Origin of the sequence: Holdemanella biformis DSM 3989 (genome assembly GCF_000156655.1) — a bacterium.
In the GTDB taxonomy this organism is placed as follows: Bacteria; Bacillota_I; Bacilli_A; order Erysipelotrichales; family Erysipelotrichaceae; genus Holdemanella; species Holdemanella biformis.
In genome coordinates this window covers 693295-708572 of record NZ_DS996841.1, presented here as the reverse complement: position 1 = coordinate 708572, position 15278 = coordinate 693295, and the positions used below count along the sequence as shown (strand labels likewise).

The following is a 15278-nucleotide window of genomic DNA, read 5'->3' as shown; positions in this document are numbered from 1 at the left end:
CAAAAGCCAAGTCTTTATTTACTAGACCTGGCTTTTTTCTTGCATAAATAATTAGATGCATCTTAAAATAACAGCACATGTTTTTAGTAATTGTTAACAAAATGTCAAATATTTCACAAATGTTAATATAGCTATAATTCTTTTTTACCTAAAAGCGTTTTCAGGTGAATTTTCCCTTTTTTAAACATTCGTTATGTGGTATATTTATGATGATTAATAATGAGTCTATGGAGGACATATTATGGTTAAAAGAATTGGTATTTTGACTTCTGGTGGTGATTCACCGGGAATGAATGCTGCAATACGCGCGGTTACACGCGTTGGATTAAATAGTGGCCTAGAAGTATTTGGTATTTACAATGGTTATAAAGGAATGGTAGAAGGATATATTGAACCATTAACTCGTGAAACTGTTGGAGATATTGTAAATAGAGGCGGTACTATTTTAGGATCAGCCCGTTTACCTGAGTTCAAAGATATCGAAGTCAGAAAAAAAGCAATTGCTCAATTAAAGAAAAGAGGCATTGAAGCCGTTGTCGTTATCGGTGGAGATGGTTCATATCGTGGTGCATTATCTTTAACTGAAATGGGAATTAACTGTATCGGCTTGCCTGGTACTATCGATAACGATATTACTTGTACTGATTACACAATTGGATTCCAAACAGCATTAGAAACTGTTGTTGAATGCGTCGATAAATTAAGAGATACATCGAATTCACATCACCGTTGTTCTATTGTTGAAGTTATGGGAAATCGTTGTGGAGACCTAGCATTATGGTCTGGTATTGCCTGTGGAGCAGAAATTGTAGTAACAAGTGATACTGGATTTGATGAACAAGATGTTTTAGATCGTCTAAGAGATATTGATATTATCAAAAAGAAAAAGCATGCAATTGTAGTAATTAGTGAAAAAATCACTGATGTCGATCAATTTGCAAAGAAAGTAAGTTTGAATACAGGTTTTTCAGGTAGAGCTACTGTATTAGGCCATATTCAACGTGGAGGATCTCCATGTCCATTTGATCGTTTGTTAGCATCACAAATGGGCGAAAAAGCCGTAGATTTATTGATGCAAGGCATTGGCGGACAATGTATCTCAATTAGAGACAATAAAATTATTTCGTATCCAATTGAAGAAGCATTAAGCATGCCACAAGAATCTCGTAAACCACTAATGAACTTATTTGATCGTTTGGTTTAGGATAAATTAAAAAGGAAGGACAAAAAAATGAGCAAAAAAACAAAAATTATTTGTACTATTGGTCCAGCTAGTGAAAGTAAAGAAGTTTTAACAAAACTTGTTGAAGCTGGAATGAACATTGCACGTTTGAATTTCTCTCATGGAGACTATGAAGAACATGCAGAACGTGTTAAACGTATTCGTGAAGTTAGTAAAGAAACAGGAAAACCTATCGGAATTTTATTAGATACTAAAGGTCCAGAAATTCGTTTAGGTGATTTTGAAAACGGTGGATGTGAATTTGCCGAAGGTGATGAAATTGATTTAGTTAAAGAAGAAGTTTTGGGAAACCACGAAAGATTCACATTACGTTGTCCAGAAGTATTCAATGACGTACAAGTTGGTGACTACATTTTAATGGATGATGGTAAAATGAAAGTTACTTTTACAGAAGTAACTCCTGATCGTATCCATGGTGTTGTAAATAACCCACATTTCTTAAAGAGCCGTAAGGGATGTAACTTGCCAGGCATTAAATTAAGTATGCCATTTATTTCTGAAAAAGATGAAGCTGACATTCGTTTTGGATGTAAAATGGATGTTGACTATATCGCAGCAAGTTTTACACGTCGTAAAGATGATGTTTTAGCAATTCGTCAAATTTTAATTGATGAAAATAAAGATATGATTCAAATCTTCCCTAAAATTGAAAACCAGGAAGGTTTTGATAACATCCGCGAAATCTTAGAGGTTGCAGATGGAGTAATGGTTGCTCGTGGTGATTTAGGTGTAGACGTAAGTTTAGAATTAGTACCTATTTATCAAAAACGTATGATTGCGGTTGCGAATGAAATTGGTAAACCAGCTATCACTGCAACACACATGTTAGAATCTATGCAGGAAAATCCTCGTCCAACACGTGCAGAAGCAAGTGACGTAGCTAACGCTATTATGGATGGAACAGATTGTATTATGTTATCTGGTGAATCAGCTGCAGGTCATTACCCAGTTGAATGTGTTCAAACAATGACTAAGATTGCGAATGCAATTGAACCAATGATTCCTTATAAAGAACGTTTAAAAGCTAACGTTAAATCAAGTAAACGTACTTTAAATGATGCTATTGGTATTTCAGTAGCTGATACTGCATTGGCAATTGATGTTAAATGTATTATTGCATTTACACAAAGTGGAAATACAGTTCGTCGTTTAGCTAAATTCCGTCCATGTGCTCCTATTTTAGGTATTACATTTGACGAAGTTACGCAACGCAGCTTATTACCAGTTAATGGTGTTACTCCAGTCGTTTCAAATATTCAAAATACAAAAGAAAACGATATTGATTTAGCTCGTAATTTAGCATTACAAGCTGGATTCAAAACAGGAGATCACATCATTGTTGTTGCTGGATATCCGGTAGGATCAGGTAACACAAATATGATGCGTATTGCACAAATCTAGTTAACATTGCCCTCATTTGAGGGCTTTTTTTAGTGCAAAAAAGCTGTGGGGTTATTCCACAGCTTTTAATGATTCAACCATTTGAATGTTATTTAGTTTTTTATGCATACACAAATTGATAATTGCATTGAAACCAATCGTCATTACAAAACTAATCACATAAGATATTGAATTGATTGTTCTACCAAACATAATATCATCCATCTCGGCCAAGTTCATTATCAAGTGATGTAATCCAATACCGATACCTAAACCAATCAATGAACCTAAAATAGTTAATAGAATTGTTTCTCTATTGATATATGCATCTACTTCTTTTCTAGTAAATCCAAGTACTTTAATCGTCGCAATTTCACGTTTTCTTTCTGAAATATTAACATTGCTAAGGTTATACAGAACTACAAAGGCAAGACAAGCAGCTGAAATAACAAGAACAACAACAATATAAGAAATACTCTTGATCATATCTTTAAAGTTTTTTTGTAGAGAAGAATAGAAAGTTACACTTTGTACACCATCAATATTCATAATTTTATTACCTAAGTTACGTTCAAACTTCTTAGTTGTTTTTTTAGATTTAATTAAGTAAATATGCGTTGTTTTTGCGTTTGTATTCCAACTCTTGTATAAAGATTCACTTGCATAAATATGGTGACCAACATAATTCGTAAATACACCTTTTATTTTAGCTTTTATGACTTTATTATTCGCATCTTTAATTTTAATTGTATCTCCAGCCTTCTTATTTAATTTTGTAGCCATTTTTTGAGAAATCAATACAGAAGAATCGTCAAGATCGAATTCATTGTTACCGTTAAATAAAGTACAGAAATCTTTAAATTTTTTGTCATTGGAAATAATATGAACTGTAGTTGAAATATCTTTGTTTTCTATTTTTGTAGTTACCGCAAGATGATCTTCTTCATAAACATCTTTAACGCCTTTTAAAGATTTTATTTGAGAAGTAATTTCACTCGTTTTAGCAGAAACTGTTGCATCATAATGATAAATAACATTATATTGTTGATTAACAATATCCGAAATACTATCGTTAATACCAAAACCAGCTACTAGTAATGCAGAGCATCCAGCAATACCAATGATGGTCATAAAGAATCTTTTTTTATAACGGAAAATATTTCTAGCCGTTACTTTTTGTAGGAAAGATAATCGTTTCCATATAAATGTAATTCTTTCTAAAAGAATCTTTTTACCAGCTTTTGCAGCCTTAGGACGCATCAATTGACTAGGCATTTCAATCAATTCACTATAAATAGAATAAAGTGTTGCCAGTAAAGTAATACCTGTAACAGATCCACTAGCTAATAATATAAGTCCTGGTTGAAATAAAAATTTAATTTGATCAATATTATATAATGTGTTCCAAGCGTTGAAAATGACGGTTGGGAACAAATACATTCCTAAAGAACATCCTAATATAGATCCTAAAATACTAGCGATCAAGGCATATATGATATACTTAGAAGCAATTTGTAACTTTGAGTAGCCTAAAGCTTTTAAAGTTCCCATTTCATTTCTTTGTTCATCAACCATTCTAGTCATTGTTGTCATACAAACTAAGGCCGCTACTAAGAAGAAGAATACAGGGAATACTTTGGCAATACCATCCATACGATCTGCACAAGCACCATAATCACGATAAGAATAATGAGAGTTGCGATCTAATACGATCCACTTACCTTCCATTTTATCGATTTCTAATTGAGCATCACTTAATTCTCTTAAAGCATCATGCTTTTGAATATTGAATTCCGCTTTTGATAACGTAAGTTGCTCAATACTTTTATTCAATTCATTTTTTGCATCTTCAATTTTAGATACTCCATCCTCATATTGAGCTTGACCATTAATTAATGATACATAAGCATTATTCAATTCATTTTTCGCATTCAATAATTGATTAAGTTGAGATTGTAATTCAGCCTTTTTTGCAACACCAGCTTGAATTTGCTCAATTCCAGACTGAATTTGAGGTAGAATTGCTTCTAACTCTGCTTTTTTAGCTATCGCTTGATCAATTAAAGATAGTTGTCCTTGAAGTAGTTCTTTCTTTTCATTTAATTTGATCCTTATGGTTTCAGCATCACTTGAATCAGGATAGTTCTCTAATTTTTTAAGTGCAAAATCAATAAAATCAATAGCATTTTGGATTAATGTCCTCTTTGTGTTTAAATCACCTTCGGCATTGATTTGTTGTAAACCATTTTCAACCTGTTCTTTTTGACTCAATAATTCAGGTAGCTTTTTTTCACTCTCTTCAATTTGAGCAATCGCATTTTGTAAAGTAGGAATATTATCTAATAATTGTAAATTTGCATAATATTCATTCCACCCTTGATTGATTTGATCTTTAGAATTCTGTAGCTTTAATTCATTGCTTTGAATTTCAGAAAGTCCAGAATCGATCTTATTTTGAGCATCATTGAATTGATTTTCAGCATCCTTAAATTTATCGGTTGCTTCCTGCTTTTTTTCATCTAATTCAGACTGATAAGATTGAATACGTGCATCGATTTGTTTGTTTGAAATCTTTTTGATCTTCTTTAATACTGGATCAACCACATCAAAGTATTCATCACTATAACAATCTAAATCTTTAGCGCCTTTTACACATACATTCACTTCTGTATAATAATCTTTTAAAACATTTGTATTTTGAATATATATAAATGAGTTTACAGTTCCAGAACCAATATTACTTGAACCTTTTTCATAAGATAAGTAATTCGGATTATAACAAGTACCTACAATTTTAAACTTTGTATGTTTTAATGATTTGGATAAAGCTTCATCTGTACCACTTTGTAGTTTGATAGTATCTCCAATGTGGAAAGTTCCATATAGCTTATTCGTTGCAGAACTAGCTTCAACCAAACATTCATTTTCTCTTTCAGGCATTCGCCCTTCCACCACACGTATCTTATTCATCTTTTGATCAATTCCATAAGAAATGACTTTTATAACCATTTGCGTGGAATCAATTTGAGATAATGTATCCATTGAAAAGCTTGGTTGTACAGACTTAACACCCTTAATTTTCTTAATGGCAGCTACATCTTTTTTTGTTAGACCGATTGTAGAATAAACTTGAATATCTTGAACATTATATTTATCAAAATATGTATCGGCACTATTCTTCATATCTGGAGCACTGGCTTTAATACCTGCAAAAAAAGCAACGCCAATCGCCACGATACAAAGGATAGAGAGAAAACGGCCAAGGGAGATTTTAATTTCACGGAAAATATCCTTTAAATAAGTAGCAGGCATATTAATACTCTATATCATTGACATCCATTGGACGTTCATTATATGTAATACTTTCGATTTTTCCACTACGAACTTTAATGACCTTATCTCCCATTGGTGTTAATGCTAAGTTGTGGGTAATTACTATAACTGTTTTATTTTGTGTCTTACATGTATCTTGCAAAACTTTAAGGACTTGTTTACCAGTTTGATAATCTAAAGCACCTGTAGGCTCATCGCAAAGTAGAAGTTTTGGATTTTTAGCCAAAGCTCTCGCAATCGCAACACGTTGTTGTTCACCACCAGATAACTGACTCGGAAAATTGTAAGTTCTATCTTTTAATCCGACAAGATCTATAGTTTCATCAATATCAAGTGGCTTCTTACAAATTTGTGTTGCTAGCTCGACATTTTCTCGAAGAGTTAAGTTTTGGACTAAATTATAAAATTGAAAAACAAATCCAACATCATATCTTCGATAAAGTGTCATATCTTTTTCTTTATAAGAACTGATTTCACGACCATCTACGATGATTTTTCCTTCACTGACAGTATCCATTCCACCAAGTAAATTTAGGATAGTACTTTTACCAGCACCACTTGCGCCAGCAATGATCACAAACTCACCTTGTTCAATTTCAAAACTTACATCATCTAATGCATGTATATCGATTTCTCCCATATGATAAGTCTTTTTAACATTTTCAAAAGAAATGAAAGCGCTCATATAAATCACCTCAATCCAATTATATCAGACATTTGAGAAAATTAATATTTCGTGTTAGGATTAGGATGATTTTATAAAAGGAGGGTTTTAATGAAGATTCGTGTATTAACAGAAAGTGGTTGTGGATTAACAAAACAAGAAGCAAACGATTTAGGAATTGATTTTTTACCTTTACAGGTTCAAATAGAAGATAAAACATATTTAGATGGGGTGGATTTAACAGTAGAAGAATTAAATTCATTCTTAGAAAGAGGCTTTATGCCTCAAACAAGCATGCCACCATTAGGCGATATTGAGGTTTTATTAGAATCATATAAAAAAGATGGCATTACAGATGTTATTTTAATTACATTGTCTAATGGTTTATCAGGAACAAATCAAGCAATACAGGCATCTGGTAAATGGCATGGAGTTAAAATCCATACATTAGATATATATACAACTTTAGGTGTGGAAAAATATTTAGTGTTATCTGCCCAAAAATTAGTTGAACAAAAAATACATCCAGAAGAAATCATCTCACGTTTAAAGGAAAGTGTTGAACATTCGAGAGGATTCTTGATTCCCGAAGATTTGGATCATTTAGCTAAAGGAGGAAGATTAACTCCAATGGCTGCTAAGCTTGCAGGTATGTTAAAAATTAAACCAATCCTAGAAGTGTCTAAAAATACAGAAGGTAAGGTAGATGTTTTTGATAAAGTAAGAACAATGTCAAAAGCTATTAAAAAAGCTGTTAAAGTGATTTCAAAAGATGCGAATGCACAAGATTATGAATTTTATGTATTAAACGGAGAAAATCAAGAAGGTACACAATTGGTGATTGATGAGCTACACGATGTGTTTGGCGAAGACATTCAAATTCATACAGATCCAATGTATGCCGTTATTGCAGTACACACAGGATTAGGTGCTGTAGGCGTTCAATTTGTGAAAAAAGTAAAGGGGGCCTAGCCATGAAGATTGCATTTGTAACGGATACCGGAACAGGCCAGCATCCAGACTATTGGGAAGAAAAAGGAATTTATTGCTTACCTCTACAAATTACATGTGATGGTGAATCAAAAGATGAATATACAGAAATTACATATTCAGAAGTGATTCAAAAATTACATGAGAAAAAAGTGTTGAAAACATCTTTACCAAGTTTAGGTAAAATTCAAGATTGTTTCGAAAAATTAAAAAATGAAGGATATGACACAATTTTTGCGGTTCCTATTTGTCGAGGATTATCCGGAACATTAGATTCTATGGAAATGATTGCGAATCAATTAGAAATGAAATTTGTAGGTGTTGACTGTTATTGTACAGCGGTTGAACAAGGATGTATGATTGAGACAGCTAAAAAGATGTATGAAGCAAACATTCCAATTGATGAAATTATAAAAAAACTACAAAGCATTGCGGATAGTTGTGAAACTGTGTTGTTGTGTGATGATTTAGATCACATGAAACGTGGTGGAAGATTGACACCGATGGCTGCTGCATTAGGTGGTTTATTGAAAATCAAACCTATTTTGCATATTGGTAAAAGTACAAATGGAAAAGTGGATGTATTAGATAAAGTACGTACAATGAAACGTGCCCAGGATCGTGTTATAAAACATTTAAAAGAACTGAATGTAGATTCTAATTATACATTTATTGTTGCACATGTTGATGCATTAGATGCTGCAAAAGAATATGCACAAAAGATTGAAAGTCAAATTGAAGGAGCAAAAGTCAAAGTCATTGATTTAGTCAGTGCAGTCGGAATCCATACAGGACTTGGCTGCTTAGCATTACAAGTGTTTAATGAAATGAAAGACTAGGAGTATCAAGAATGATGCTTCTTTTTCTTTTGCACTATAAGAAAAACGCCTATATCCATTGGATAGGCGTTTCATTGTTTTTAACTAGATATTCATTCGCAAGCTTAAAATGATTGTTTCCAAAAAAACCTCGATAAGCACTTAAAGGACTTGGATGCGGGCTTGTAAGAATTAAATGTTTTGGATTTGTCAATAATTTTTTGGCTTGGATAGCCTTAGCACCCCACAATAAGAAAACAACAGGACCATCCTTTTCATTGATCCATCTTAAAGCTTCATTCGTAAAATTTTGCCATCCCATATCTTGGTGAGATAAAGGCTTATGCTCTTCAACCGTAAGGATAGTATTCATTAATAGTACACCTTGTTTAGCCCAGTCCGTTAAGTCACCCGTGCGATGTACAGGAGTTTGATACTCATTTTCTAGTTCTTTATACATGTTTTGTAAAGATGGAGGTAAAGGAAAGTTGCTTGGTACACTAAATGAGTAACCTTGAGCTTGTCCTGGACCATGATATGGATCTTGTCCTAAAATAACAACTTTTGTATCTTTTAATGAAGTTGTTTTAAAAGCTGCAAAAATATTCTCTTTTGCAGGATAAATGTTTTTAGTCTTATATTCTTTAGCTAAAAAGTAGCGTAAATTTTGTAAATAATCTTTTTGTATTTCTTGATCAAACAATTGATCCCAGTCATTATGCATAATCATGTGATTCACTTCTTTCTTTAGTGATATAATAATATCATGAATGTACAAGATAAAATTAATAAAATGGAAAATTGTCGTGGAAAAAATCACGACTTATTAGAATTTAGACAATGGTTAACAGATGCAATGCCAAATCATACTGCCTTAAAAAAAATTCAGGTTGCAGGAACTAATGGAAAGGGTAGTACATCAATTTGGTTAAGAGATTTGTTGATGAAAAAAGGATATAGAGTAGGTGTATTTACATCCCCTCATTTGATTCATCATACAGAAAGAATACGCGTGAATGATACATGTATTTCACTAGCTGATTGGGAAAGAATATATGATCAATATGAAGAGTTATTCTCATTCCATAAAATGACTATGTTTGAAATGGATCTATGGATGTCACTTGCCTATTTTATAGAGCAAAAAGTGGATTACTGCATTATTGAAGCAGGAATGGGAGGGCGTTTAGATGCGACAACGGCATTGGATTATCAAGCGTGTTTGATTACCAATGTTGGACTCGATCATACAGAATACTTAGGGAATACTTTTGAACAGATTGCATATGAGAAATCAGGTATTTTTAAACCAAATGTTCCTGCTTTGACAACGGAAGATAAACCAGAATGTCGAAAAGTAATGGAACTTGTTGCCGATTATATGAATACGCCACTATGTTTTATCGATTGCCAGGAAACAGATGTATTGAGATGGAATGGAATGACCTTTCATTTGAATCCACCATTGTATCAAGCTAAAAATTTATCTCTTGCCTTGGAAACACTAAATGTATTAGGTATTTGGCTTGAAGAAAATGAAATACAAGAAGTCATTGATCACTTTCAATGGGCAGGCCGATTTATGGTTCTTAGAAAAGCTCCATTGGTTTTGTTGGATGGAGCACATAATGTACATGGAATTACTGCGTTGATACATGCATTAAAGAACTTTCATGGTAAAATTTATTTCTCTGTATTGAAAGAGAAAGATGCACCACACATGATTGAACTTCTACAAACCATTAGTAAAGATATTACATTGGTAGAAATTTCAAGTGCACGTTTATATCCATTAGAAAAATTAGGGTATCCAATTATTACAGTGGATGAGTTGATTTCAAGACTATTAGATACAAAAGAAGACAGTTTATTATGTGGTTCTCTCTATTATGTAGGAGAAGTATTAGAAAAATGGGGCAATGTTTGACACGCCCCTTTTTAGCGCTTACAATTGTTCTATTGGAGTTGGAGCGATAATATGTTTACAATTGAGGAGTTTTTGCGTATATCCAATCAAATGAGAGATTATTATGCAAAAAAAATAAAAGATAGTTTTCAAGAATTTAATTTTTCACCAAATGAAATTTCTATTTTGATTATCTTAAAAAATAATTCAACAATTACAACGAGTACAGAATTAAAAGTTGTATTAGGCGTTTCAAAAACTTTGATTTCTAGAAGTGTTGATTCTTTGGAGAAAAAAGGGCTAATTCGTATTTGTATAGATGGAAAAGATACTCGAATACATCATTTACGATTAACAGATAGGTGTCAACCTGTTTTAAAAATTATTGATGAAGAGATTGGAAAAATTAATAAAACATTATTTTATGATGTGTCTGTAGAAGAAATGAAAAGTTTGAAGCAGACAATGAACAAATTACAAAAACGTGTTGAAGAAGGTAAATAGTTGTATGGAATATAACCGCTGAACTTGTTACAATAATAGTAACAAGGGAGGTGTTCTTATGGACAACACAGTTTTGTATGATCTTTCTTATGGTATGTATGCCGTGGGCGTAAAAGATGGCATGCGCGAATGTGGTTGTATTGTGAATACTGTATTTCAAGTTTCAACGATAGGACCGCTCATTGCCTTGAGTATGAATAAGGATAATTATACTTGTTCATTGATTGAAAAAAGTAAGTGTTTTTCTTTATCAATCTTACCTGAAACAATAGATTCACAAGTGATTACGGATTTAGGCTTTCAAACAGGAAAAGATAAAGATAAGTGGGCGAAGTTGAATCATCATTTGTTTAAGGAATTGCCAGTTGTAGATGATGCGTTAGGATACATGATGTGTGAAGTACAAAGTCAGATGGATGCAGGAACACACTTTGTATTCTTGGCCAAAGTCGTTGATGCCAAAAAAGGTGATTCTGGTAAACCAATGACCTATGCGTATTATCATAATGTCTTAAAACAAAGCGCACCGGCAAAAGCACCTACATACAGAAAAGAAGAAAAGTGGGTATGTAGTGTTTGTGGATATGTATATGATGGAGATGACTTTGAAAATGAACCAGATGATTATGTATGTCCAGTTTGTGGGGCTAAAAAAGAGATGTTTAAATTGCAGTAAAAAAGGTGGACCGATTAACGGTTCACCTTTGGCTTTAACTGGATACATGTTTTCATCACTAAATATAGAATAACGACTTGGAATGGTAATGAAATTAAGTTTTTGATTAATTTAGGGCCAGCAATAACTAGAAATGGCGTTGACCACAACATAGATGTAAACAGTGTGTTTAAGAATAAACTGACAACTACATCATAAGTTATTCGACATAAGATGACGCGAACCCAAGTGATTTTTTCGCAGTTATAGAAGTAAGCTGAAAAAATACATGCACTTGCCATTGTAGAAATCATAAAGATCGGATAATATGCACCCACAGGTTTAACCATGTAATTGACTAAATCTAATAATGGTGCAAGCACTAAGTTTGGAACGGGTCCATAAAGTAAGCAGCTAGCAGCTGTCGCAATGGATGCAAAGCCTAATTTTAGCTGGTTTGTGATTTGGATGGATCCAAACAAGTTAAGAATAACATTTAGGGCAAAAAATAAAGCTACCCCAACAATGACACGAACATTTTTTAGGGAACGTGCATTTTCTTTTAACATTACAAAGTATTGATTCATATATAAAAAGACCTCCTTTTTTCCATATTGCGATACAAAAAAAGAAAGTCTTTAATTTTTTTCGATCACAACAGCGGGATGCAAAATATGTACCGCAAGAATAACTTTTCGTTCCTTAACCAACTCCCCGTGTTAAAGACACTTAACGCACATATTTTTACTCTGTATGTAGTTGAATTATATGTATAAAAAAGAGATCTGTCAACAGATCTCTTGAATTGTTATTCGATTGTAGCTTTGTCTAACGCTTTAACGAAGTCATACAATGCAGCTGTATCTAAGTTTTTGATCTTTTTGTTGTATAGATCATAGTAGCTTAAACCATTGATTGCTACATATGGACATAAAGCAGAAATCTTTTCATAGGCTTCTTTATAAGCAGCAGTACTTGCAGCTTGATCAGTTGTATGTAATGCAGTATCTAATAATGCATCTAGATCAGGATCTGATAAACGAGATGTGTTATCTGTTTGACCAGTTTGGCATAATAAGTTGATACCAGTGTCATCACCTGAACCAAATTGCCATCCCATGTAAGATACTTCCCAATCGTTAACTGTATCATCACCTTGAACAGTCGCAACCATTGTGTTGAATTCACTTAAGTTTGTTTTGAAATCAACGCCAAGTTCTTCGCCCCAAGCTTTTTCTAGCATTGGAAGCATTGTGTCTAATTGATCTTTACCTTTTGTAGAAACCATACGAACAGTTAATTTCTGTCCATCTTTTTCACGTTTTCCATCACTTCCAACAGTCCAACCAGCATCGTCTAAGATTTGTTTAGCTTTTTCGATTTCATAATCATAGTAAGTCATGTTGTCATCTTTTTCTTTACCAGTAATGATATCACCTAATTGTGATGAAATTGGGTTAGCCATTAATACTGGAACGAAACCAGGTTGAGTTTTCTTAACATCTTTACTTCCTTTAGAGAATGAGTAGTAGCTATCAACAAATGATTGACGGTCAATCGCATAAGTTAATGCTTGACGTACAGCAGGATCTGCAGTGGCTCCAGCTTCACAGTTGTAAATAAAGTATTGCATTGAGCTTGATGCATAGTTGTTGTAAGTTAAGTTTTTGTCTAAGCTTGCAGTACCAACTTTATCGGCATTATCAGCTTGTGGTAATAAGTCAACAGTTCCTTTTTGAAGTTCTTGAAGTTCTGTTGAAGTATCACAAATCTTCATTACAACGTTATCAATTTGGTATTCACCATCTTCAGCTTTAAATTTATCATTCTTAACAAATGTGGCAGCTGAATCTTTTTGGAAGTTTTTCAATACATATGGTCCAGTACCAATTGGTTCACTAGCCTTGTCTTCAAACATCTTTGTATCACCTTTTTTGTATTTCTTGAATTGTGAATTAGAGATGATTGGGAATGTACCAACTTGACTGATAGCATCGATTCTTGGTGTTGCCAAGTGGAAAGCAACTGTGTAATCGTCGATTTTTTCAACACCACTTAGAGTTTTTGCATCTCCTTCGTGATATTCTTTATAACCTTCTAAGTAATCAACATATGTTGAGAAACGACCAGTATAGCTTGGGTCAGCCATGGCTGTAAATGTCAATACAACATCGTCTGCATCCAATTTAGAACCATCAGAGAATTTCACTCCTTTTTTCAATTTGAATGTTAATGTTGATCCATCCTCACTTATTGTTGGTTGTTCAGTCGCAAGTTCTGGTTGTAATTGATTATCACGATCATAGCTCAACATACTTTGATAAACCATTTCAATAACGTAATCATCATATACAGTTTGATAATACAATGGAGAGAAAATTCCATTGAAACCTGTGTTTAAGCCCACTGTCAATGTTTTACCATTTGTACCAGATGATCCACTAGCACAACCAGTCATCATTGCAGCTGCCATACATACGGCACCGGCCTTCTTTAAATAGTGACTTGTTTTCATAATTTGCACCTATCCCTTCTTGTGATGTCATTAGTGTAAAACTTTACAGAAAGAAATGCAAGACAAATTTACATTAATTTTCAATTGTATGTAAAATAATTACATTTCATACATAATGTACATAATATATGAACAATATGCTGTTTATCGTATACACATTTTATAAATAAACTATGAGAAAAAGTTCACATTGTTTTTGTGGTAAATAAAGCATTTTTGGACTATACTTTGATAGAAAAGAGGTAGTTAAAGTTATGATTATTGATGAATTAGAAAAAAAGGTCCAAGGAAAGGGAGTACGTATTGTATTCACTGAAGGATGGGATCCACGTGTACAAAAGGCAGCTATTGATTTGAAAAACAATGATGTTGTTTGTCCAGTATTATTAGGAACTCCAGAAGAAATCGCTGGTTGTGCACAAAAAAATAGTTTAAATGTTGAAGGAATCGAACAAATTGATCCAAATAATTTCGAACATATGGATGAAATGGTTCGTAAAATGGTTGAGTTACGTCGTGGTAAAATGGACGAAGAAAAAGTTCGTACAGCTTTGAAGAGCACAAACTATTTTGGAACTATGTTAGTTCAAATGGGATACGCTGATGGATTATTAGGTGGTGCTACATATTCTACAGCGGATACTGTACGTCCAGCATTACAATTGGTAAAAGCAGCTCCAGGAAACAAATTAGTTTCTTCTTGCTTCATTTTAATTAAAGAAGAAACTCAATTGATCATGGGTGACTGCTCAATTAACATCAACCCAAACACAGATGATTTAGTAGAAATCACAATGCAAACAGCTAAGTCAGCTCGTCAATTTGGTGTAGAACCAAAAGTTGCATTATTATCATATTCAACAATGGGTAGTGCAAAAGGTGAATGTGTTGCTAAGATGACTGAAGCAAGCGATCGTTTACGTCGTATTGCTGACTTCGATATCGATGGAGAAATGCAATTTGACTGTGCAGTAAGTGAAGAAGTTGCTAGTTTAAAAGCTCCTAATTCAAAAGTTGCTGGACATGCAAATACTTTTATCTTCCCTAACTTGTCAAGTGGAAATATTGGGTACAAAATTGCCGCTCGTTTAGGTGGATATGAAGCAGTTGGACCAATCTTACAAGGATTGAATGCTCCAATCAACGACTTGTCTCGTGGATGTACTTCAGATGAAATCTACAAGATGGCTATTGTAACTGCTGCTCAAAAAGATATGGATATCTAATTTAAATAATTATATTTTTTGATAAAAGAATCTCAATTGAGGTT

13 protein-coding genes and 1 riboswitch are annotated in these 15278 nt (G+C 33.2%); of the genes, 8 read left to right on the top strand and 5 right to left on the bottom strand.

Annotation, left to right across the window (positions count from 1 at the left end; all coding sequences use genetic code 11):
- The first annotated feature begins 241 nt into the window (after positions 1 to 241).
- Both pfkA and pyk read left to right on the top strand, forming a co-directional pair.
- Positions 242 to 1204: a 6-phosphofructokinase gene (pfkA, locus tag EUBIFOR_RS05060; RefSeq protein ID WP_003864866.1), complete on the top strand. Its 963-nt coding sequence runs from the start codon at positions 242 to 244 to the stop codon at positions 1202 to 1204.
- A gap of 27 nt (positions 1205 to 1231) precedes the next feature.
- Positions 1232 to 2644 carry a pyruvate kinase gene (pyk, locus tag EUBIFOR_RS05055; RefSeq protein ID WP_003864865.1) on the top strand — a complete coding sequence of 471 codons (1413 nt, stop codon included), beginning with the start codon at positions 1232 to 1234 and terminating at the stop codon, positions 2642 to 2644.
- 51 nt (positions 2645 to 2695) lie between these two features.
- Here the strand turns inward: pyk and EUBIFOR_RS05050 are convergent, their stop codons facing one another.
- Together EUBIFOR_RS05050 and EUBIFOR_RS05045 are read right to left on the bottom strand one after the other, a co-directional pair.
- Entirely contained in the window at positions 2696 to 5935 is a 3240-nt protein-coding gene (locus tag EUBIFOR_RS05050; RefSeq protein WP_003864864.1) for an FtsX-like permease family protein, read from the bottom strand.
- Between the two features lies 1 nt (position 5936).
- Positions 5937 to 6641 (bottom strand): ABC transporter ATP-binding protein, encoded by a 705-nt coding sequence (locus EUBIFOR_RS05045; RefSeq protein ID WP_003864863.1) that lies wholly within the window; start codon positions 6639 to 6641, stop codon positions 5937 to 5939.
- Between the two features lie 90 nt (positions 6642 to 6731).
- Between EUBIFOR_RS05045 and EUBIFOR_RS05040 the strand changes: the two genes are divergently transcribed.
- On the top strand, positions 6732 to 7592 hold the full coding sequence (locus EUBIFOR_RS05040; RefSeq protein WP_003864862.1) for a DegV family protein: 861 nt from the start codon (positions 6732 to 6734) through the stop codon (positions 7590 to 7592).
- A 2-nt stretch (positions 7593 to 7594) separates the two neighbouring features.
- Positions 7595 to 8449 carry a DegV family protein gene (locus EUBIFOR_RS05035; protein ID WP_003864861.1) on the top strand — a complete coding sequence of 285 codons (855 nt, stop codon included), beginning with the start codon at positions 7595 to 7597 and terminating at the stop codon, positions 8447 to 8449.
- A gap of 49 nt (positions 8450 to 8498) precedes the next feature.
- Here the strand turns inward: EUBIFOR_RS05035 and EUBIFOR_RS05030 are convergent, their stop codons facing one another.
- Entirely contained in the window at positions 8499 to 9158 is a 660-nt protein-coding gene (locus EUBIFOR_RS05030; protein WP_040466155.1) for a uracil-DNA glycosylase, read from the bottom strand.
- A 36-nt stretch (positions 9159 to 9194) separates the two neighbouring features.
- On the opposite strand from EUBIFOR_RS05030, the gene EUBIFOR_RS05025 reads away from it, so the two are divergent.
- From EUBIFOR_RS05025 to EUBIFOR_RS05015, 3 genes are read left to right on the top strand one after another with little or no spacing between them, the layout of a single operon-like run.
- Positions 9195 to 10355 (top strand): bifunctional folylpolyglutamate synthase/dihydrofolate synthase, encoded by a 1161-nt coding sequence (locus tag EUBIFOR_RS05025; protein WP_003864859.1) that lies wholly within the window; start codon positions 9195 to 9197, stop codon positions 10353 to 10355.
- A 51-nt stretch (positions 10356 to 10406) separates the two neighbouring features.
- The gene (locus EUBIFOR_RS05020; protein ID WP_003864858.1) at positions 10407 to 10838 is read left to right on the top strand and encodes a MarR family winged helix-turn-helix transcriptional regulator; all 432 of its coding nucleotides are present in this window, start codon (positions 10407 to 10409) and stop codon (positions 10836 to 10838) included.
- A gap of 58 nt (positions 10839 to 10896) precedes the next feature.
- Positions 10897 to 11514 (top strand): flavin reductase, encoded by a 618-nt coding sequence (locus EUBIFOR_RS05015; protein WP_003864857.1) that lies wholly within the window; start codon positions 10897 to 10899, stop codon positions 11512 to 11514.
- Positions 11515 to 11528: 14 nt separating this feature from the next.
- On the opposite strand, the gene EUBIFOR_RS05010 is transcribed toward EUBIFOR_RS05015, so the two are convergent.
- Both EUBIFOR_RS05010 and EUBIFOR_RS05005 read right to left on the bottom strand, forming a co-directional pair.
- Positions 11529 to 12080, bottom strand: a complete 552-nt coding sequence (locus EUBIFOR_RS05010; protein WP_003864856.1) for a folate family ECF transporter S component — start codon at positions 12078 to 12080, stop codon at positions 11529 to 11531.
- A gap of 69 nt (positions 12081 to 12149) precedes the next feature.
- Positions 12150 to 12247: riboswitch (THF riboswitch) on the bottom strand.
- A 54-nt stretch (positions 12248 to 12301) separates the two neighbouring features.
- On the bottom strand, positions 12302 to 14008 hold the full coding sequence (locus EUBIFOR_RS05005; protein WP_003864855.1) for an ABC transporter substrate-binding protein: 1707 nt from the start codon (positions 14006 to 14008) through the stop codon (positions 12302 to 12304).
- 254 nt (positions 14009 to 14262) lie between these two features.
- On the opposite strand from EUBIFOR_RS05005, the gene pta reads away from it, so the two are divergent.
- Positions 14263 to 15234 carry a phosphate acetyltransferase gene (pta, locus tag EUBIFOR_RS05000; protein ID WP_003864854.1) on the top strand — a complete coding sequence of 324 codons (972 nt, stop codon included), beginning with the start codon at positions 14263 to 14265 and terminating at the stop codon, positions 15232 to 15234.
- Positions 15235 to 15278: the final 44 nt, after the last annotated feature.

What these genes read in the sequence shown, in the direction of transcription:
- EUBIFOR_RS05005 (WP_003864855.1), bottom strand. Translation starts at nt 14,008, where the DNA reads ATGAAAACAAGTCACTATTTAAAGAAGGCCGGTGCCGTATGTATGGCA.
- EUBIFOR_RS05020 (WP_003864858.1), top strand. Translation starts at nt 10,407, where the DNA reads ATGTTTACAATTGAGGAGTTTTTGCGTATATCCAATCAAATGAGAGAT.
- EUBIFOR_RS05030 (WP_040466155.1), bottom strand. Translation starts at nt 9,158, where the DNA reads ATGATTATGCATAATGACTGGGATCAATTGTTTGATCAAGAAATACAA.
- pyk (WP_003864865.1), top strand. Translation starts at nt 1,232, where the DNA reads ATGAGCAAAAAAACAAAAATTATTTGTACTATTGGTCCAGCTAGTGAA.
- EUBIFOR_RS05050 (WP_003864864.1), bottom strand. Translation starts at nt 5,935, where the DNA reads ATGCCTGCTACTTATTTAAAGGATATTTTCCGTGAAATTAAAATCTCC.
- EUBIFOR_RS05040 (WP_003864862.1), top strand. Translation starts at nt 6,732, where the DNA reads ATGAAGATTCGTGTATTAACAGAAAGTGGTTGTGGATTAACAAAACAA.
- pta (WP_003864854.1), top strand. Translation starts at nt 14,263, where the DNA reads ATGATTATTGATGAATTAGAAAAAAAGGTCCAAGGAAAGGGAGTACGT.
- EUBIFOR_RS05045 (WP_003864863.1), bottom strand. Translation starts at nt 6,641, where the DNA reads ATGAGCGCTTTCATTTCTTTTGAAAATGTTAAAAAGACTTATCATATG.
- EUBIFOR_RS05010 (WP_003864856.1), bottom strand. Translation starts at nt 12,080, where the DNA reads ATGAATCAATACTTTGTAATGTTAAAAGAAAATGCACGTTCCCTAAAA.
- EUBIFOR_RS05015 (WP_003864857.1), top strand. Translation starts at nt 10,897, where the DNA reads ATGGACAACACAGTTTTGTATGATCTTTCTTATGGTATGTATGCCGTG.
- pfkA (WP_003864866.1), top strand. Translation starts at nt 242, where the DNA reads ATGGTTAAAAGAATTGGTATTTTGACTTCTGGTGGTGATTCACCGGGA.
- EUBIFOR_RS05035 (WP_003864861.1), top strand. Translation starts at nt 7,595, where the DNA reads ATGAAGATTGCATTTGTAACGGATACCGGAACAGGCCAGCATCCAGAC.
- EUBIFOR_RS05025 (WP_003864859.1), top strand. Translation starts at nt 9,195, where the DNA reads ATGAATGTACAAGATAAAATTAATAAAATGGAAAATTGTCGTGGAAAA.